This is a genomic window from Prauserella flavalba, assembly GCF_003202235.1.
Classification (GTDB): domain Bacteria; phylum Actinomycetota; class Actinomycetes; order Mycobacteriales; family Pseudonocardiaceae; genus Prauserella_A; species Prauserella_A flavalba.
Map to the genome: position 1 here is coordinate 1,417,503 of NZ_MASU01000005.1, position 18,268 is coordinate 1,435,770.

The 18,268-nt window shown below is 72.3% G+C and carries 19 protein-coding genes; 10 read left to right on the forward strand and 9 right to left on the reverse strand.

The genetic code is table 11. The annotated features are described in order from the left end of the window. The first annotated feature begins 44 nt into the window (after window positions 1–44). Window positions 45–1,955 (forward strand): ATP-dependent zinc metalloprotease FtsH, encoded by a 1,911-nt coding sequence (gene ftsH, locus BA062_RS14245; RefSeq protein ID WP_110336515.1) that lies wholly within the window; start codon window positions 45–47, stop codon window positions 1,953–1,955. On the opposite strand, the gene BA062_RS14250 is transcribed toward ftsH, so the two are convergent. Next, entirely contained in the window at window positions 1,943–2,410 is a 468-nt protein-coding gene (locus BA062_RS14250; RefSeq protein WP_245959817.1) for a DUF6069 family protein, read from the reverse strand. The genes ftsH and BA062_RS14250 overlap by 13 nt on opposite strands. A 131-nt stretch (window positions 2,411–2,541) precedes the next feature. Here BA062_RS14250 and acsA point away from each other — a divergent pair, with 131 nt between their 5' ends. From acsA to BA062_RS14280, 6 genes are read left to right on the forward strand one after another with little or no spacing between them, the layout of a single operon-like run. Continuing rightward, window positions 2,542–4,308, forward strand: a complete 1,767-nt coding sequence (acsA, locus tag BA062_RS14255) for an acetate--CoA ligase (protein WP_110336516.1) — start codon at window positions 2,542–2,544, stop codon at window positions 4,306–4,308. Continuing rightward, entirely contained in the window at window positions 4,305–5,270 is a 966-nt protein-coding gene (pdhA, locus tag BA062_RS14260; protein WP_210406845.1) for a pyruvate dehydrogenase (acetyl-transferring) E1 component subunit alpha, read from the forward strand. Before acsA ends, pdhA begins: the two co-directional genes overlap by 4 nt. Further along, window positions 5,267–6,238: an alpha-ketoacid dehydrogenase subunit beta gene (locus tag BA062_RS14265; protein ID WP_110336517.1), complete on the forward strand. Its 972-nt coding sequence runs from the start codon at window positions 5,267–5,269 to the stop codon at window positions 6,236–6,238. The genes pdhA and BA062_RS14265 overlap by 4 nt, the downstream gene beginning before the upstream one ends. 1 nt (window position 6,239) lies before the next feature. Beyond that, window positions 6,240–7,508 carry a dihydrolipoamide acetyltransferase family protein gene (locus tag BA062_RS14270; protein ID WP_110336518.1) on the forward strand — a complete coding sequence of 423 codons (1,269 nt, stop codon included), beginning with the start codon at window positions 6,240–6,242 and terminating at the stop codon, window positions 7,506–7,508. Continuing rightward, window positions 7,505–7,762: an acyl carrier protein gene (locus BA062_RS14275; protein ID WP_110336519.1), complete on the forward strand. Its 258-nt coding sequence runs from the start codon at window positions 7,505–7,507 to the stop codon at window positions 7,760–7,762. The genes BA062_RS14270 and BA062_RS14275 overlap by 4 nt, the downstream gene beginning before the upstream one ends. A gap of 6 nt (window positions 7,763–7,768) precedes the next feature. Next, window positions 7,769–8,590, forward strand: a complete 822-nt coding sequence (locus tag BA062_RS14280) for an alpha/beta fold hydrolase (protein ID WP_110336520.1) — start codon at window positions 7,769–7,771, stop codon at window positions 8,588–8,590. 6 nt (window positions 8,591–8,596) lie between these two features. Here the strand turns inward: BA062_RS14280 and BA062_RS14285 are convergent, their stop codons facing one another. Together BA062_RS14285 and phoU are read right to left on the reverse strand one after the other, a co-directional pair. Continuing rightward, window positions 8,597–9,487 carry an ornithine carbamoyltransferase gene (locus BA062_RS14285; RefSeq protein WP_110336521.1) on the reverse strand — a complete coding sequence of 297 codons (891 nt, stop codon included), beginning with the start codon at window positions 9,485–9,487 and terminating at the stop codon, window positions 8,597–8,599. Next, the gene (gene phoU / locus BA062_RS14290; protein ID WP_110336522.1) at window positions 9,484–10,158 is read right to left on the reverse strand and encodes a phosphate signaling complex protein PhoU; all 675 of its coding nucleotides are present in this window, start codon (window positions 10,156–10,158) and stop codon (window positions 9,484–9,486) included. The genes BA062_RS14285 and phoU overlap by 4 nt, the downstream gene beginning before the upstream one ends. A 166-nt stretch (window positions 10,159–10,324) precedes the next feature. Between phoU and BA062_RS14295 the strand changes: the two genes are divergently transcribed. Continuing rightward, a complete protein-coding gene (locus tag BA062_RS14295) occupies window positions 10,325–11,668 on the forward strand; it encodes a phosphoribosyltransferase (RefSeq protein WP_110336523.1) in 1,344 nt (447 codons plus the stop codon). Here the strand turns inward: BA062_RS14295 and BA062_RS14300 are convergent. Genes BA062_RS14300 through BA062_RS14310 form a run of 3 tightly spaced genes read right to left on the reverse strand, consistent with a single transcriptional unit; the run spans window position 11,651 to window position 13,992 of the window. Then, complete coding sequence (locus tag BA062_RS14300) at window positions 11,651–12,400, reverse strand: ABC transporter permease (RefSeq protein WP_110336524.1); 750 nt, start codon at window positions 12,398–12,400, stop codon at window positions 11,651–11,653. The genes BA062_RS14295 and BA062_RS14300 overlap by 18 nt on opposite strands. After that, window positions 12,400–13,314: an ABC transporter ATP-binding protein gene (locus BA062_RS14305; RefSeq protein WP_110336525.1), complete on the reverse strand. Its 915-nt coding sequence runs from the start codon at window positions 13,312–13,314 to the stop codon at window positions 12,400–12,402. The genes BA062_RS14300 and BA062_RS14305 overlap by 1 nt, the downstream gene beginning before the upstream one ends. Window positions 13,315–13,332: 18 nt before the next feature. Continuing rightward, entirely contained in the window at window positions 13,333–13,992 is a 660-nt protein-coding gene (locus BA062_RS14310; protein ID WP_110336526.1) for a LiaF transmembrane domain-containing protein, read from the reverse strand. Window positions 13,993–14,229: 237 nt separating this feature from the next. Between BA062_RS14310 and BA062_RS14315 the strand changes: the two genes are divergently transcribed. Both BA062_RS14315 and BA062_RS14320 read left to right on the forward strand, forming a co-directional pair. After that, window positions 14,230–15,654, forward strand: coding sequence for a glycosyltransferase (locus BA062_RS14315; protein WP_110336527.1), 1,425 nt, complete (start codon window positions 14,230–14,232; stop codon window positions 15,652–15,654). Next, a complete protein-coding gene (locus BA062_RS14320) occupies window positions 15,651–16,574 on the forward strand; it encodes a galactose-1-phosphate uridylyltransferase (RefSeq protein ID WP_110336528.1) in 924 nt (307 codons plus the stop codon). The genes BA062_RS14315 and BA062_RS14320 overlap by 4 nt, the downstream gene beginning before the upstream one ends. Window positions 16,575–16,597: 23 nt before the next feature. On the opposite strand, the gene BA062_RS14325 is transcribed toward BA062_RS14320, so the two are convergent. Genes BA062_RS14325 through BA062_RS14335 form a run of 3 tightly spaced genes read right to left on the reverse strand, consistent with a single transcriptional unit; the run spans window position 16,598 to window position 18,144 of the window. Continuing rightward, the gene (locus tag BA062_RS14325) at window positions 16,598–17,248 is read right to left on the reverse strand and encodes a CBS domain-containing protein (RefSeq protein WP_245959818.1); all 651 of its coding nucleotides are present in this window, start codon (window positions 17,246–17,248) and stop codon (window positions 16,598–16,600) included. A 28-nt stretch (window positions 17,249–17,276) separates the two neighbouring features. Next, window positions 17,277–17,855: a CBS domain-containing protein gene (locus tag BA062_RS14330; RefSeq protein WP_110336530.1), complete on the reverse strand. Its 579-nt coding sequence runs from the start codon at window positions 17,853–17,855 to the stop codon at window positions 17,277–17,279. A gap of 10 nt (window positions 17,856–17,865) precedes the next feature. Continuing rightward, the gene (locus BA062_RS14335) at window positions 17,866–18,144 is read right to left on the reverse strand and encodes a DUF1918 domain-containing protein (protein ID WP_110336531.1); all 279 of its coding nucleotides are present in this window, start codon (window positions 18,142–18,144) and stop codon (window positions 17,866–17,868) included. Window positions 18,145–18,268 lie beyond the last annotated feature (124 nt).

Genomic DNA, 18,268 nt, shown 5'->3' on the forward strand with positions numbered 1-18,268 from the left:
ACAGCGGCGACGCTGATCCGGTGGGCCGAGCCTGAGGAGAAGCCATGTCGCGCACCGCGAAGCCGGGTCCGCCACCGGATCCCGCCCCGAAGCAGCCACCACCAGCGCCGCCCGCCTGGCGCCGGTGGCTGATCCCGCTGGCCCTGCTCCTCACGCTCGCACTGCTGTTCGTGCCGAACCTGTGGTCGAACCCCGTCTCCCCGCTGTCCTATACCGAGTTGCTCTCCAAGGTGGACAGACGACAGGTCGCGTCCGTGACGATCGACAGCGACGGCGCCATGAACGGCACGCTGCGGGACGGCTCCCACTTCAGCAGCCAGTTACCCACCGCGCTGGAGGACACCCGGCTGGCCCCCAGGCTCCAGGCGGCCGACGTGGAGGTGAACGGTGAGAAGGCGGGTACGGCGTGGGGCGGCCTGCTGCTCGGCCTGCTGCCCCTGGCGCTGCTGGTGGCGTTCTTCGCCTGGACGGGACGGCAGACCCAGCGTGCCTTCTCCGGCGGTGGGCTCGGGGGCTTCGGCCGGTCCAAGGCCAAGGTCATCGACGCCGAGCGGCCGAAGACCCGCTTCGCCGACGTGGCGGGCTACGAGGGCGTGAAGCAGGAGATCGGCGAGGTCGTTGACTTCCTGCGCGATCCGGGCAAGTACGCCGCGGCCGGCGCGAAGGGGCCGCGCGGGGTGATCATGGTGGGCCCACCGGGTACCGGCAAAACGCTGCTGGGCCGGGCGGTGGCGGGCGAGGCGGCCGTGCCGTTCCTCGCGATCACCGGATCCGCGTTCGTGGAGATGTTCGTCGGCGTCGGGGCCTCCCGCGTCCGGGACCTCTTCGAGGAGGCCCGGCGGCGGGCACCCGCGATCATCTTCATCGACGAGCTCGACGCCGTGGGCAGCAGACGGGGTGTGGGCCTCGCCGGCGGGCACGAGGAACGCGAGCAGACGCTCAACCAGCTACTCGCCGAGATGGACGGCTTCGACCAGAGCAGCGGCGTGGTGGTGCTCGCTGCCACCAACCGGCCGGAGGCGCTCGACCGGGCGCTGCTGCGGCCGGGACGCTTCGACCGGCAAGTCACCGTGCCGCTGCCGAACCAGGCAGAGCGGGCCGCGATCCTGGCCGTGCACGCGCGCGGCAAGCGCCTCGCTCCCGACGTGGACCTGCTGCGGCTCGCCCGCGCCACCCCGGGGTTCTCCGGGGCAGACCTCGCCAACATCGTCAACGAGGCGGCCATCAACGCCGTGCGGGCCGACCGCACGATCATCGGCCGGTCCGACCTCGGCGCCGCCCGCGACCGCGTGCTGCTCGGCAGGCGCGAGACGTCCAACGCGCTGCTGCCGGAGGAGCGGCACTCGGTGGCGATCCACGAGTCCGGGCACGCACTGCTGGCCGCGCTCTGCGAGCACGCCGACCCGGTGGACAAGGTGACGATCCTGCCCGCGGGCATGGCGCTGGGCGCGACCGAGCAGCTGCCGGAGGCCGAGCGGCACCTCTACAGCGAGGGCTACCTGACCGACCAGCTCACCGTGCGCCTCGGGGGCCGCGCCGCCGAGCTCGTGGTGTTCGGCCAGGGCTCCACCGGTGCCGTCAACGACCTCACCGGCGCCACCCAGCTCGCCGCGCGCATGGTCACCCAGTTCGGGCTCTCCCCCGTGCTAGGCCCGGTGGGCTACGAGTCCGGGGAGCCCGCCTTCCTCTCCGGCTCCGGGGAGCCGGCCGTCCGCCCGTACTCCGAGCAGACCCAGCGGAAGGTGGACGAGGAGGTGGCCCGCCTGCTGCGCGACGCCGAGGACCGTGCCATCGGGCTCCTGTCCCGGCACCGGCCCGCGCTGGAGCGGCTCGCTGCGGAACTGAGGGAACACGAGACCGTGGACGGCGAGACGGTGCTCAACGTCCTGCGCGCCGAGGGCGAGCCCGCGACGACGCCACCGGACGTCACCGCGGTCGCGGTTCACAACGAGTAGGGCTGCCCGGGCCAGGTGTCGTGCGGCCTGGCCTCGCCCGACAGCGCCACGACCCTGGCGACCCCCAAAAGCGTCACGACGATCGAGAACCCGATGGCGAGGTTGATCAGGGCGGTGGCGAGCCTGGCTCCGAGGTCGACCGACAGGCTCAGCGGCACGACGATGCCGATCGCGGTCACCAGCGCTCCGATCCAGCCGAAAAACAGCCGCGCCCGCGGGGTGGTCAGCAGCAGCACGTGCAGCAGCGCGGTGGCGAGCACCGCGACCGCCGCGGAGCCCAGCGCGTAGGTCACCGTGTCGGCCCCACCCCAGGCACCCTCACCCTCCGGCGCGAGCACCGCGACCCCGACCAGGCTGCGGGCGACGAGAATGCCGACGACGGCGACCAGTGCGGCGACACAGGCGCTCGCCGCGCCGCCCGCCCACAACGTGCCTGCCTTGACCTGACGGTTCATGCGCTTCAGGGTCTGGGTGCGGTCAACGGGAACGACAGGGGCCAAGGGCCTCCACCTGGTGACTTTGTGCCCCCGCCCGCAGTACCTCCAGCCCTGTCGCCCTGCCCCGTCTCCGCTGGATCGTGCTGACCATGCAGTGGCAACCGATCGGCAAGCCGGCCTCCATCCGTGCCGCCGCCAACCTGCGGGACTACACCGCCACCTGCCGGGCGTTCGACTGGACCGCCGCGCGCGCGGCCCTGTCCGGGCTGCCGGACGGCGGGCTCAATATCGCCCACGAGGCGGTCGACCGGCACGCCGAGGGAGCACGTGCCGACCACGTGGCACTGCGCTGGGTCGACCGCACGGACACCGTCACCGAGCTCACCTACGCCGAGCTGGCCGAGCGTACGAACCGGTTCGCGGCGTTGTTGCGTGAGCTCGGGATCCACCGGGGCGACCGGGTCTACACACTGCTGGGACGTGTTCCGGACCTCTACGTCGTGGTGCTCGGCGCGCTCAAGGCCGGATGCGTCGTCTCGCCCCTGTTCTCCGCGTTCGGCCCCGAGCCCGTGCGCCAGCGCCTCGTCCTCGGCGGCGCGAGCCTGCTGGTCACCTCGCCCGCGCTGTACCGGCGCAAGGTGCGGGACATCCGCCACCAGGTGCCGACGTTGCGGCACGTCCTGCTCAGTGGCGCCACGGGAGAGGGCGACGCTCCCGCCCTGGAACCGATGCTGACCGCGAGCTCCCCCGCCCCCTCGCTGGTGTCCACGGCGCCGGACGACGCGGCGCTGCTGCACTTCACCAGCGGCACGACCGGCACACCCAAAGGCGCGCTGCACGTCCACGAGGCCGTGCTCGCGCACCATGTCACGGCCGCGTACGCGCTGGATCTGCGGGCCGACGACGTCTTCTGGTGCACCGCCGATCCCGGCTGGGTCACCGGCACGTCCTACGGGATCGTCGCTCCGCTCACGCACGGTGCCACGCTCGTCAGCGACGAGGGTGACTTCGAGGCACACCGCTGGTACCGCGTGCTGGACCGGCAGGGCGTCACCGTCTGGTACACCGCCCCGACGGCGCTGCGGATGCTCATGCGGCACGGCGACGGTCTCGCCGAGGGCTACGACCTTTCGGCACTGCGCTTCATCGCGAGCGTCGGCGAGCCGCTCAACCCCGAAGCGGTGGTGTGGGGACAGGCAACCCTCGGCCTGCCGGTGCACGACAACTGGTGGCAGACCGAGACCGGCGCCATCATGATCGGCAACTTCGCCGCCGAGGAGATCAGGCCGGGCTCCATGGGCCGGCCGGTGCCCGGCGTCGAGGTGTGCCTGCTCCGCCGCGGTGCGGAGGGCCGCGCACTCGTCACAGGTGGGCGGGTACATCCCGTGACCGCGGCCGGCGAGGAGGGCGAGCTGGCCATCCGTCCCGGCTGGCCATCGATGTTCCGGGCCTACTGGAACGACCCCGAGCGCTACGCCAGTGCGTTCGCCGACGGCTGGTACCTCAGCGGCGACGTCGCGCGGCGGGACGCCGACGGCTACTACTGGTTCGTCGGCAGGGCCGACGACATGATCAAGTCCGCCGGGCACCTCGTGGGCCCGTTCGAGGTCGAGAGCGTGCTGCTGGCTCACCCCGCGGTCGCCGAGGCCGGGGTGATCGGCAAGCCCGACCCGGTCGCGGGCGAACTAGTGAAGGCGTTCGTGTCGCTGCGGCCCGGCCACGCGGCCACCGAAGAGCTGCGGCTGGAACTGCTCGCGTTCGGCAGGAGGGCACTCGGCGCCGTCGCTCCCAAGGAGATCGAGTTCGATCCCGACCTGCCGCACACGCGCAGCGGAAAGGTCATGCGCAGGCTGCTCAAGGCACGCGAGCTGGGCCTCCCCGAGGGAGATCTGTCCACTTTGGAGGCCACGCGATGAACGTCAAGGAACGCGAGCGGCTGCTGCGTCAGATGATCCGCATCCGCCGATTCGAGGAACGCTGCGTCGAGCTCTACAGCGACTCGAAGATCCGCGGCTTCATGCACCTCTACATTGGCGAGGAGGCGGTCGCCGCAGGCGTGCTCCCCGCGCTGGGCCCCGGCGACGCCGTGGTGTCGACCTACCGCGAGCACGGTCACGCGCTCGCCCTCGGCATCCCGATGGAGGCGGTACTCGCCGAGATGTACGGGCGCACCAACGGCTGCAGCCGCGGCCGAGGCGGCTCGATGCACCTGTTCGACGCGGGCAGGCGGTTCTACGGCGGCAACGCCATCGTCGGCGGCGGGCTGCCGCTCGCCGTGGGCCTCGCACTCGCGGACGCGATGCAGGGCAAGGCGCTGGTCACCGCGTGTCTGTTCGGGGACGGGGCCGTTGCCGAGGGTGAGTTCCACGAGTGTCTCAACCTGGCCGCGCTGTGGCGGCTACCCGTCCTGTTTTGCTGCGAGAACAACTTCTACGCGATGGGCACGGCGCTGCGTCGCGCGCAGGCGCAGACCGACCTGGCGCTGCGCGCCAGCTCGTACGGGATGCCCGCGTGGCCGGTCGACGGCATGGACCCGGTCGCGGTCACGGAGGCCACCGAGCGCGCGGTCGAGTCGATCCGCGGCGGCGCAGGCCCCTGTTTTCTGGAGCTGCGCACCTACCGATTCCGGGCCCACTCGATGTACGACGCGGAACGCTATCGCGCCAAGTCCGAAGTGGAGGAATGGCGACAACGTGACCCCATTCCGCGGCTCACCGAGTCGATGCGGAACGACGGCGAGCTCGACGACGCGGCGCTGGCGGCCATCGAGTCCGAGGTGGAGGAAGAGCTCGCGGCGGCGATCGCCGCGGCCGAGGCCGGTGCGCCCGAACCAGTCGAGGGCCTCACCCGGTTCGTCTACGCGGAGCGGCGACCATGACCACCACCTACCGGCAAGCGCTGCGCGAGGCGCTGCGCGAAGCGCTCGCCAAGGACGAGCGGGTCTTCCTCATGGGCGAGGACGTCGGCGCCTACGGCGGCTGCTTCGGTGTGAGCCTCGGCCTGCTGGAGGAGTTCGGCCCCGAGCGCGTCCTCGACACCCCGATGTCCGAATCGGCGTTCGTCGGGGCCGGCATCGGCGCCGCGCTCGGCGGCATGCGCCCGATCGTCGAGATCATGACGGTCAACTTCAGCCTGCTCGCACTCGACCAAATCATGAACAACGCCGCGACCCTGCGGCACATGTCCGGGGGCCAGCTGGGCGTGCCGCTCGTCATCCGGATGACCACCGGCGCGGGCAGGCAGCTCGCGGCGCAGCACTCGCACAGCCTGGAGGGCTGGTACGCGCACATCCCCGGGCTCCGGGTCGTCGCGCCGGCCACGCTCGCCGACGCGAGAGGGATGCTGTGGACGGCGCTGCTGGACCCCGATCCGGTGCTGCTGTTCGAGCACGGCGCCCTGTACAACGTCTCCGGCGAACTGGAACCCGACGCCGGGCCAGTGGACATCGACACCGCCGCCATCAGGCGACCGGGCCGCGACGCCACGCTGGTCGCCTACGGGGGAACGGTGCGCACCGCGCTGGAGGCCGCGGGCCGGCTCGCCGCGGACGGGATCGACGCGGAGGTCATCGACCTGCGCACCCTGCGCCCGCTGGATGTCGAGACCGTGCTCGCCTCGGTGCGCCGCACGCACCGGCTCGTCGTGGTCGACGAGGGCTGGCGCACCGGCAGCCTCTCCGCCGAGATCTCCGCCCGTGCCGCCGAGTTCGCGCTGTACGACCTCGACGCACCGGTCGAGCGGGTCTGCACCGAGGAGGTGCCCATCCCCTACGCGAAACAGCTCGAGGACGCCGCCCTGCCACGCGCGGACGACGTGGTGGCCGCCGTGCGCCGGGCGGTGAGCTGAGGTGGTCGAGTTCCGGATGCCCTCGCTCGGGGCCGACATGGACGAGGGCACTGTCCTGGAATGGCTCGTGGCCCCGGGCGACGTGGTGCACAAAGGTGACGTGGTCGCGGTGGTCGACACCAGCAAGGCCGCGGTGGAGGTGGAGTGCTTCGACTCGGGGACCATCGAACGGCTGATCGTTCCCGTCGGTGAGACGGTTCCGGTGGGCACGCCGCTCGCGGTGATCGGCGACGGCCGGCTGCGGGCGGGCCCGGCGCCCGAGCCGGTGGCGGAGCCCGCCCCGGTGCCGGAACTTCCGCGCCCGCCGAAGGTCCTGGCTTCGCCTCCGGTACGCACCTACGCGAAGCAGGCCGGGGTCGACCTCGCCTCCGTGCACGGCACGGGCCGGGGTGGCGCGATCACCCGCGCCGACGTCGCACGGGCGCTACCCCCGCCGCACGGCGAGCCGGAGCCGCCGCCCGCGGTCAAGGTCTCACCCTACGCCCGGCGCCTCGCCCGCGAGCGGCATGTCGACCCGGCCACGCTGCCGGGTCCAGTGGTCCACGCGCGGGACGTCCCGGCCACCGCCCGCGGCCCGGTCCCTGAACAGCCCGAGCGGGACCGGGGCGGCGGGATGCGCGAGGCCATCGCGTCGCTGATGTCGCGGTCCACGAAGGAGATTCCGCACTACTACCTCTCCACCACCATCGACCTGCACACCGCGCTGGAGTGGCTGCGCGAGCACAACCGCGGCGTCAGCGTGCACCGCCGGGTTGTCCCCGCCGCGCTGCTGCTCAAGGCGACCGCGGTCGCCGCGGCGGAGGTTCCCGCGCTCAACGGGCACTGGATCGAGGGGTGCTTCCACCCCTCCGGGACCGTGCGGCTCGGCGTGGCGGTGTCGCTGCGCGGAGGCGGTCTTCTGGTGCCCAGCCTCGAAGATCCCGGCGCGAGCGCGCTCGACGAGCTGATGCGCACGTTGACCGGCGTCGTGACGAGGGCACGGAGCGGAAGGCTGCGGTCCTCGGAGCTGGAGCCCGCGACGCTCACCGTGACCAACCTCGGCGACCTGGGCGTCGAGTCGGTGCAGGGGGTCATCTACCCGCCCCAGGTCGCACTCGTGGGCTTCGGCGCGATCAGCAAGCGCCCCTGGGCGGTCGGTGACCTGCTCGGCGTCCGGCCGCTCGTCACCGCCACCTTGGCCGCCGACCACCGCGCCAACGACGGCGCCACGGGCGCCCGCTTCCTCGGCACACTCGACCGACTGCTGCAACGACCGGAGGAACTACGATGACCGCCGAACCGTTCACCCCGGACCGCGCTCGCGACGCCGTCCGCACCGCGTTGCTGGGCATCGTGCCCGACGCCGAACTCGACGACGTGCGCCCGGACGAGAACCTGCGGCAGGCGCTGGAACTGGACTCCATGGACTTCCTCGCCTTCGTGCGCAGGCTGGCCGACGCCACCGGCAAGGAGATCGACGAGGACGACTACCCCCGGCTCGAGACGCTCGACTCCTGCGTGGGTTTCCTGACGACCGGGAACTGAGGCGCGATGCCCGAGCCCGAGATCGCCCACGGCACCCTGCACTCCGACATGCCGTTCCTGCGCCTCGGCAGCGGACGGCCATTGGTGTTCCTGCCCGGCATCACACCACATCACCGGCAGCCGAGTGGTTCGGAGGCGCGGTTCCAGCTGCGGCAGCTGCGCCCGTTGGCGGAGGGCCGCCAGGTGTGGTGGGTCAACCGCAGGCCGGGTCTCGCCCAGCACGTGACGATGGCTGGCCTCGCCGCCGACTACGCCGGGGCCGTGCACCACCTCCGGTTCACCGGCCCGGTCGACGTGGTCGGGGTCTCGACCGGCGGCAGTATCGCGTTGCAGCTCGCCGCCGACCACCCGGATACGGTGCGCAAGCTCGTGGTCGTCTCCGCCGCGTACCGGCTCGGCGATGCGGGCCGGGAGGCTCAGCGCCAGGCCGCTGCCTGGCTGCGCGCGGGCAGGCCGCGCAGGGCAGCGGCGACGGTGATGAGGATGCTGGGCACCGGCCCGCTGAGCCGCGGCACGCTGGGCGCGTGCGGCTGGCTCGCCGGCAAGGGAGTCCTCGGCGACGGTGACCCCGACGTGCTGGCGACGATCGGCGCCGAGGACCAGTTCGACCTCGAGTCCCGGCTCGGCGACATCGCCGCGCCCACGCTGGTCGCCGGCGGTGCGCGGGACTCCTTCTACGGCGAGGAGTTGTTCACGCGTACCGCGGCGCTCATTCCCAAAGCGGAGCTGACCCTGTATCCGGGCAAGGGGCATCTGAGCACGCACGTCCACGAGGTCGCCGCCGACGTGCTCGCGTTCCTCGCGCCGGACGGGGACGGCGGCCCTTGACCGTCCTCATCGGACACCTGGAGACTCGCCCTTCCCCTGGAGCACCGTGTACAACGCCGCCTGGTTGAGCGGCCTGCGGTTCGCCGCCTGCTGGAACACCCGCGACCGGGGGCCATGCACGAGCTCGTCCGCCCCCTCGCGGTCTCGATTCGGGGGCAGCTCATGCAGCACGACGGCCTCGGGCCTAGCGAGCGACAGCAGCGGACCGTCCACCCGGAACGGTGGAGGCACGGAGGGCGCGGGGTCGCCCGTGGCAGGCCATCTCCCGGCGTACACCGCGCTCGCCTCGGCGACCGCCGCCCGCGGGTACCGCGTGAGCAGCACGCTGCTGCCCGTCGCGGTGGCGATCTCCCCCGCGGCCGCCACGCCGGCGGCGGCGGGTGGGCACTCCTCCGGTGTGGCGAGGACGACGTCCACTCCCGCGAGCGCGGCGGCCTGCGCGAGACTCACGGCGACGCCGTCACCGGGACCGACATAGGCGAGGTGCCTGCCGCCGAGGTCGTCGAACAGCTGCCGCAGGGTGAGGACGTCGGCGAGGCTCCGCAGCGGCAGGGCGTCGAGCACCGGCACGGTCGCGGCCGCCGCGAGCCGCGACAGGTCCTCGCCGGGTAGGCCGTGGGTCACGATCACCGACCCATACGCGGACAGCGCACCGGCCGTGTCCTCGACGGGTTCGGCACAACCGGTGATCGTCGTCGGCACGCCGCCGAGCTGCACCACGGCCGCGTCGAGGGACACGCGCGTGTGCGTCGACGGTGTGCCGAACCACAGCACCACCAGCTGGTTCTCCACCGCGTACGGGGTGCGGCCCGGGTCGTGGACGTACAACTCCGCGAGGTTCAGCAGCCGTTGCGCGTCCTGAGGGCTCAGGTCGGCGGCGGTCAGCAGGTCCCTCATGGCTCGACCCCCAGCCGCCCGGTCCCGGAGGACCGGACGCGCGCGCCGGCGACGTAGGAGACCCGCTTGGCCAGCGAGACCGCGTGGTCGGCGTACCGCTCGTAGTAGCGGCCCAGCAGGGTCACGTCCATCGCGGTCGCGATGTCCACGCCCTCGGCGCCGCTGAGCAGCTGGCGGTAGAGCAACGCCTGCAGGTGGTCCAGCTCGTCGTCGTCCCGGTCGAGCTCGGCCGCGGCATCCGGGGCCCAGCTCAGCATCGCGTCCCTTGCCCCACCGGCCAGCCTGCCCGCCACCGCCCCCATCGCGGTGATGGTGGGCCGCAACGAGCCGGGCACGACCTCACTCGGATACCGCTGCGCTGCCAGCTCGGCAACATGGCGGGCGAGCGTACCCATGCGAGCCAGATCGGCACTCATTCGCAGCCCCGCGACGATCAGCCTGAGGTCGCGCGCCACCGGCTGCTGGCGGGCGAGCAGGCCGATCGCGCGCTGATCGAGCTCGTGGTGCTCGGCGGCCAGGGTCTGGTCGTCCGCGATGACCAGCTCCGCCAGTTCTCGGTCGGTGTCGAGCACGGCACGCGTGGCGCGCACCAGCGCGTCGTGCGCCGACTGGGTAAGCTCCACCAACCTTGCGCGGAAGGACGACAGCTCCTCGTGGTATACCTCGCGCATCGGGTGACCTCACAGATCGCCGGGTTCGGGCGCCGGTGAACGCCGTCACCTGCCTTGCTACTCCGGACGCGGCCGTCACGGCAGGGCCCAATGGGCCCCTGTTGGCCTCGGTGCCGAGGGACGAACGCCCCTGGCGGCCGGGACCACACACACGCACGATGGGGTCATGCTCTTCCGCGATCGCGCGGATGCCGGACGGCGGCTCGCCGACCGGTTAATGCCGCTGCGCGGCGAGGACATCGTGGTGCTCGGCCTGCCGCGCGGCGGCGTCCCCGTCGCGTTCGAGGTGGCCCGCGCGCTCGCCGCACCGCTGGACGTGATCATGGTCCGCAAACTCGGGGTCCCGTTCCAGCCGGAGCTGGCGATGGGCGCCGTGGGTGAGGACGGCGTGGAGGTGCTGGACTCGGACACGATGCATCTCTGCGGGGTCACGCCCGACGAGGCGGAACACATCGCGGCGGCGGAACGCGCCGAGTTGGCCGTCAGTGCGAGCCGGCTGCGGACCGTGCGGCCGAGGGTGCGGCTCGAGGGACGCATCGCGGTCGTCGTCGACGACGGCGTGGCCACCGGGTCGACGGCCAGTGCGGCGTGCCAGGTCGCCAGGGCGCACGGCGCCCGGCACGTCGTCCTCGCCGTGCCCGTGGCCTCGGCCGGTGCGCTGGCGCGGCTGCGGGAGGCGGCCGACACGGTGCTGTGCCTCGAGACACCACGGGACTTCCGGGCCGTCGGGCAGTGGTACCGGGATTTCGGGCAGACCGGCGACGACGAGGTGCTCGACCTCCTCCGCCTCGCGTCCGCCGCCGATCCCGCTCCTGATCTTGCGGCCCCGGCCGACCCGCCGCTGCGGGACGAGGAGGTGACGGTCCCGATCGGCGGGCGGCGCCTCTCCGGCCGTCTCGTCGTCCCCGAGCGGACGTCGGGGCTCGTGGTGTTCGCCCACGGCAGCGGCAGCGGCAGGCACAGTCCCCGCAACCGGGTCGTCGCGCGGAGGCTCAACGACGCCGGGCTCGGGACCCTGTTGTTCGACCTGCTGACCGAACGCGAGGAAACCGATCGAGGACTGGTCTTCGACGTGGGCCTGCTCGCCGCGCGGCTGGCCGAGGCTGCCGCATGGCTGCGCGCCCAGCCCGGCTGCGCGACACCTGGGCTGGGTTACTTCGGCGCCAGCACGGGTGCGGCGGCGGCTCTGGGAGCGGCTGCGGCCGACGACGGTGTCGGTGTCGGCGCGGTGGTCTCCCGCGGCGGCAGGCCCGACCTGGCGGCTGCGCTGTTGCCCGCCGTGCGCGCGCCGACGTTGCTCGTCGTCGGCAGTCGCGACAACACCGTGCTCGAACTGAACCGCCGGGCCCGCAAGCTCCTGCGCTGCCACAGTGAGCTGGCCGTCGTGCCGGGAGCCACGCACCTGTTCCGGGAGCCGGGCACGCTCGAGGAGGCCGCGCGGCTCGCCCGCGACTGGTTCCTGCGGTACCTCACGGAGAGCGAGCACGCGGGCTCAGTGTCGCGGGCGTAGCGCGAGCCCGGACAACGCGGCGCAGCCGGCGAGAATCCCCAGCAGCACCAGCAGCTGCGGCCAGTTCACCCCGCGGCCGAGCCACGGATCCTGGATCGCGACGACGACGTGCTGCAGCGGCAGCGCCGTCCCGATCCGGTTCAGTACGCCACTGAGCGCCTCCGGGGGCGGCCCGCCGCCGGAGACCATCATCATCAAGAACCACAGGAGCACGCCGATGCCCTGCGCGGCCCTGGCCGTGGGCAACACCGCCCCGAGGAACAGGCCGACCGCCGAGAAGGTGAGCGTGCCCGCGAACACACCGGCCACCACACCCGGCCACGACACGGGCCAGTGGACACCGTAGGTGAGGCGGGCGAGCAGAACCAGCAGCACGCTGCCCGCGATCGTCACCGCGAACGCCGTCGCCAGCTGCGCGGTGATGATCGCGGCGACCGGCATCCTGGCCGCCTGGAACCGCCGCAGCACCCCGCGCTCCCGGTACGAGGCGATGTGCACGGGCAGGCCGATCAGGCCGAGCGACGCGATCACCAGGCCCATGTAGGCGGGGGTGTAGTAGTCGAGCGGCCCGGCGCCACCGTAGAACTCGCCCTCCGGGTCGGGGGTGTTGCCGAAGACCTGCGCGAGCACGTAAAGCAGGAGCACCGGCAGCGCGAGCGTGAACACCACCGTCACGGGCTCGCGGAGCAGCAGCTTCAGCTCGATCCAGGACAGGGTGCCTGCCACGCGCATCAGGACTCCTCCCTCGCGGCGGCGACGAGCGAGAGGTACGCGTCCTCCAGGCTTCCCTGGCTGACCCGGAGCCCGGTGTCGCCGTACCCTCGGACCACGAGCCAGTGCCCCAGCGCTGTCACCGAGCGAGCGCTGCCGCGCACCTCGATGACACCGTCGTGGCACGTGACGTCGGCGACGCCGGGCAGCGCCCGCAGCCCGCCGGTGTCGAGGGCGGCCGGCGCGGACAACCGCACGACACTGCCGCCGCCCCTGCGCTCGATCAGGCCCGCGGGCGTGTCCACCTCCACGATCCGCCCGTTGACGAGCACGGCGACCCGGTCGCAGAGCCGTTCGACCTCGTCCATGAAATGGGTGACGAGCACGATCGTGGCGCCGTCGGCGCGGACTCGTTCGATGAGCCGCCACGCCTCCCGCCGCGCCGCCGGGTCCAGACCCGTGGTCATCTCGTCGAGGAACACCAGCCGGGGACGCGACACCAGCGCGAGCGCCACGAACAATCGCTGCCGTTGCCCGCCCGAGAGGCTGGAGAACGCGGCGCCGCGTTTGGCCGACAGTCCCCATTCCGCGATGAGGCCGGGCTCGTCGACGGGATCGGGCGCCAACGACGCGAACAGGTGCACGGCCTCGCCGACGGTGATCCGGTCAGGCAGGGTCGATTCCTGCAACTGGGATCCGATGAGCCTGCGCACGGCGCCCCGCTGCTCATGTGGATCCACCCCGAACACCCTCACCCGGCCGGAGTCAGGACGGCGCAGCGCCTGGGCGCATTCGGCCGTGGTTGTCTTGCCGGAGCCGTTGGGCCCGATGAGGCCGAAGATCTCGCCCTCGGCCACGTCGAAACCGACGTCGTCGACGGCGACGACCGCGCCGTAGCATTTGCGCAGTCCCTCGACAAGCAAGGCCGTGGACATCGATGCCTGCCGAGGCCGCTACTTCGGCTCGTTGGCCACGTCGACACCGCCGAGCACGGCGGTGGCGTTGATCTTGAGCAACGGCGCGTCCGCCGGCAGCACTCCGTCTCCATCGGTCTTGTCGTCGAACCCGCCCAGCACCGGCAGTCCGCCGAGCTCCACCCGCCAGTCCTTGGGCACCAGCACGTCCACACCGCCGCAGAAGGCCAGTGCGTCGACGGTGGCGGTGGCGGCCCCGTCGATGTGGGCCTGCCGCAGATCCAGCGTCGCGCCACCGAAGATCGCGGACACGTCCGCGTGGTGGAGGTGTTTGGACCGGTCGACCGTCTTGGCGCCGCCGAACAGCACGATCGACTCCCCCGGACCGGCACCGCGCGGCCGCAGTGCCCCGATGAGCAGTGCCGCGCCCAGCACGAACAGCAGCGCGGGCCAGAACAGGTCCTCGTCCGTCCACTGTTGCTCGCCCGCGAGCAATGCGACGCCCACCACCGTGATGACCACGGGTGCGAACGTGATCCTGCGCTGGGCCCACATCGCGGAAAGGCCTACCCCGATCACCGCCACCGGCCACCAGCGCCCGATCGTCGAGCTCGCCTCCAGCACGCCCGCGGCGTCCAGGATCGCGAACAGGCCCACCGCGAGAAGTACCAGGCCCAGCCACAACCGCACGATCTTCATGACGCACCTCCTACCGTGCCGAATCGCCGGCGTTTCCGGCTGCCCGCAGCGTCCCGCGGGGCCGCACCGGGCTCCAGTGCCGTCGGGCCTGTTTCGCGGGGACCTTCGCCACCCCGGCGCCGGGCGGGTCCGGAGATGGCGTTGTGCCCGGTGCCCGAGGGCCGATCGGCACTGTCGCCCGCACCGGTCTCCGTCCTGCAATAGGGAGACGCATCTGAGGACGGGTGGGGTGGAACTGTGCTGCAGACCGTGGATGTCGGCCGGATGTCGGTGTCGTCGTACCGGTCGCAGGTGCCCGCGCAGATCATGGACCCGTTGTTCGACATCGCGCGCGGGCTCGAGGGTGCGCGCGTGCTCCACCTGAGCGCGACGCCGTACGGCGGCGGTGTCTCCGAGCTGCTGCGCTCGGCCGTGCCGCTCTACAACGACCTCGGCGTGGCCGCGACGTGGAAGATCATCAGCGGCACCGAGCCGTTCTTCGCCGTCACCAAGAAGATCCACAACGGACTGCAGGGCGGCAGCCAGCCGATCTCCCCCGCCGACCGCCTGCTGTACGAGGAGACGTCGAGACGCAACGCGGACGAGCTGCTGGCCGACGACGGATTCGGCGACTACGACTTCGTCATCGTGCACGACCCGCAGCCCATCGCCGTCAGGTCCTCTCTGGACGGTATGAAGGCGTCGTGGGTGTGGCGCTGCCACATCGACACCTCGGAACCGGATCCGGACACCTGGAGCTACCTCAGCGGCTTCGTCGGCCACTACGACGCGACCGTGTTCACCATGAGCGGCTTCGTGCCACCGGACCTCTCCCCCGCCCGGGTCGACATCATCCCGCCCGCCATCGATCCGCTGAGCCCCAAGAACATGTCGCTGGACGACCGCACCGCGCACGCCGTGCTGAACTGGATCGGCATCGAACCCGGCGAACCGCTCATCACCCAGGTGTCGCGCTTCGACTCCTGGAAGGACCCGCTGGGCGTGATCGAGGCCTACCGGATCGTCCGGGAGAAGATCCCCAGCCTGCAACTGGCGCTCGTCGGGTCGATGGCGCTCGACGACCCCGAGGCGTGGGCCGTGTACGCCACCATCAGCGAGGAGTCGCGGGCCGACCCCGCCATCCACGTGTTCACCAACCTGACCGGCGTCGGCAACATCGAGGTCAACGCCTTCCAGCGCATGTCGGCGGTCATGGTGCAGAAGTCCATCAGGGAGGGTTTCGGCCTGGTGGTCTCCGAGGCGATGTGGAAGGGCACTCCCGTCGTGGCGGGCCGGGCGGGTGGCATCCCGCTCCAGGTCGCCGACGACAGCGGCGGCCTGCTCGTCGACTCGGTGCCCGCCTGCGCCGACGCCCTGCTCACCCTGCTCTCGGATCCCGGCCTCGCCGCCGGGCTGGGCGCGGCCGGCCGCGAACGGGTGCGGCGCCACTTCCTGCTACCCCGGCTGCTGCTCGACGAGCTGACGCTCCTCGACGGGCTCGCCCACGGAGATCCGCCCGGTGCCCTGATGGCGCGAACGCCGTTCCGCGACCCGGTGTGCGGCATGACCACGACGGCCGGTGATCCCGAGCTGACCCTGCACGAGGACGGCAGGCGGCACCGCTTCTGCTCGCGGCGTTGCCGGGACGTCTTCCTCCGCGACCTCGCCGGGGCACCAGCGTGACGGCGGAGTTCCGCCAGGACCCGCTCACCGGCGCGCTGGCCGCACTGGCGCCCGGCAGAGCCGGCCGTCCCCACGGCACCCCTGGAGCCGCGTGCCCGTTCTGCCCCGGCCCCGGCGAGGACACGCCACCCGAGACGTGGCGGCTGGCCGCGGCCGACGGCACGTGGCGCGTACGCGCCGTGCGCAACCGCTACCCCATCGCGGACGGGCACGAGGTGGTCATCGAGTCCCCCCGCCACGACTGGGACCTCGCCACGGCCACCACCGACGAGGCCGCCGACCTGTTGTCGGCCTGGCAGCACCGGCACCGCGCGCTGCGCCCCGGTGCGGCGCAGGTGGTGGTGTACCGCAACCACGGAGCCGCGGCGGGCGCTTCGCTGAGCCACCCGCATTCCCAGCTGGTCACGCTGCCGGTGCTGGCGCCGGCGACCCGGCTGGCGATCACGCGGCAGCGGGACCACTACGTCCGGCACGGCACGCCGCTCGCGATCGACGTCGCGGCACACGCCCTGCGGTCCGGCACCCGCGTCGTGCACGCCGACCAGCACACCACGACGTTCATCCCGTTCGCACCCACGTCCGGCTTCGAACTCAGGATCGTGCCCGCGAGCCCGCGCGCCGACTTCGCGGACGTACCCGGCGACGAGCTCGTCCACGTCGCGGAGGCGCTGCGCGCGGCGCTCGCCGCACTGCGCGAGGCGCTCGCGGACCCGGCCTACAACCTCGTCGTGGACACCGCACCCGTGGGCCGCGAGGACGCCGCCCACCTGTGCTGGTCGCTCGGCGTGGTGCCCCGGCTCAGCACCCCTGCGGGGCTGGAGCTGGCCACGGGAGTGCCCGTGGTCACCACGGCGCCGGAGGAGGCCGCGGCGCGGCTGCGTGCCCTGCACCGGATGCGGGCGCCCGCCGCGCGCGGCTGACCGTCGTGGCGAAGGAGCGCGGTTCAGAAGGACTTCCCGGTCGCGGCCGTGTCGTCGACCTTCGCCCGCAGGTCATTGCGGACGTCCACGACGCCGGGGATCGCCGCGGTCAGGTTGCCCGCGATGTCGACTTCGCTGCGCCGTTCCAGGGTCCCGGACAGGGAGACCACGCCATCCTTGACGTGGACCGTCACCGTGCCCGGGTCGAGCCACATCGCACGATGCAGCACCTCACGCCGCACGAGCTTGCCGAGCTCCTCGTCGGGCTGGAGGAAGACGCTGAGCACGTCCCTGCGCGCGACGACCCCGACAAGCTTGCCGGTCCCGTCGACGACGTAGAGCCTGCGCAGGTTGCCCTCGGCCAGGCGGCGGGCCGCCGAGCCCAGTGTGTCGTCCCGGCCGATGGTGACCACGTGCCGGGTCATCACATCCTCCGCGAGCCTGCCGCGGGCACGGTTCCACCGCCGCCAGCGGCGCAGCTCGGTGAACAGCGACGGCGGTTCCGGCGCACCTCTGCGGTCCTCCTTGGCCAGGAGGTCGGCCTCCGACACCACGCCGATGGGCCGGTCCTGGGCGTCCACGACCGGAACCGAGCCGATGCCGTGCTCGGCGAGCACCGCGACGATGTCCTTGAACGAGGTCTTCCCGGAGATGGTGACGACGGGGCGTGTCATGACGTCACCGACCGTGCGTCCACGCATGTCACACCTCCGCGTGCCGAGGAGCCAGCTGGGTGCGGACAACGCCGGGGACGCTCTTGGCGAGCGCGTCCAGCATCTGCCGCTCCGCCGCGTCCGCGAAGTCTCCCCTGATCGTCGCGATGCCCCCGACCACCTCGACCGACCACCGGTTGCGGTGCCCGTCGTAGTCGGCCAGGACACCGCGCAGCTGCGCGGCGATCGCGTCGTCCTGCCGTACGAGCGGGCGCAGCAGGTCGCGCCTGCTGACCACGCCGATCAGGACACCTTCGTGCACCACGGGAACGCAACGCAGGCTGTCGGCGAGCATCTTGCGTCCGATGCGGACCAGGTCGGTGTCCGCGGTGACCACCTCGACCGGTCTGGTCATCGAGGAGGCGACGGTCAGATCCGCCCGGCCCTGTGCCGACGCCTCGCCGCGCAGGGCATCGGCCTCCGTGAAGATGCCGATGACCCGGTCGTCCTCGTCGACGACGGGAAGCGCGGCGAAACCGTGCCGCAGCAACAGGGCGATCGCGTCCAGGATGCTCGTGTCCGGGGACACCGTCACGACCGGCCTGCTCATGATGTCGCGAGCGTGCATGGCGTACTCCTCAACTCGCCGGGATGTGCGCGGCATGGGCCCGGATCTCCTCCTGGGCCCGCTCGAACTGGCGGCGCTGACGCTCGTCGGCGGCCGACTTCTCCCGCGCGGTCAGCACGACGGCGTCGGGGCCGGGGAACACGAGGCCCTTGTGGTCGTCGCGCAGCCACCTGACGAGGAACGGCGGCTCGCCGTCTCGTCCCCGTACCTCCAGAATCTGGCCGAGCTCGTCGGGGCTGCCCACGATGGTGCCCTTGACCAGCAACCAGTCTCCTGCCTGTGCCCGCATGTCGGACCTCCACTCGGCTACCGGCGACCCTGCCGGGGACGTTACGAGCGCGCACGGGCGCGGCGCTGCCTGCGTTGGTCACCGGGGCTGAGGACCAATGTCCCTGCCCGTGGACGGCGACGGC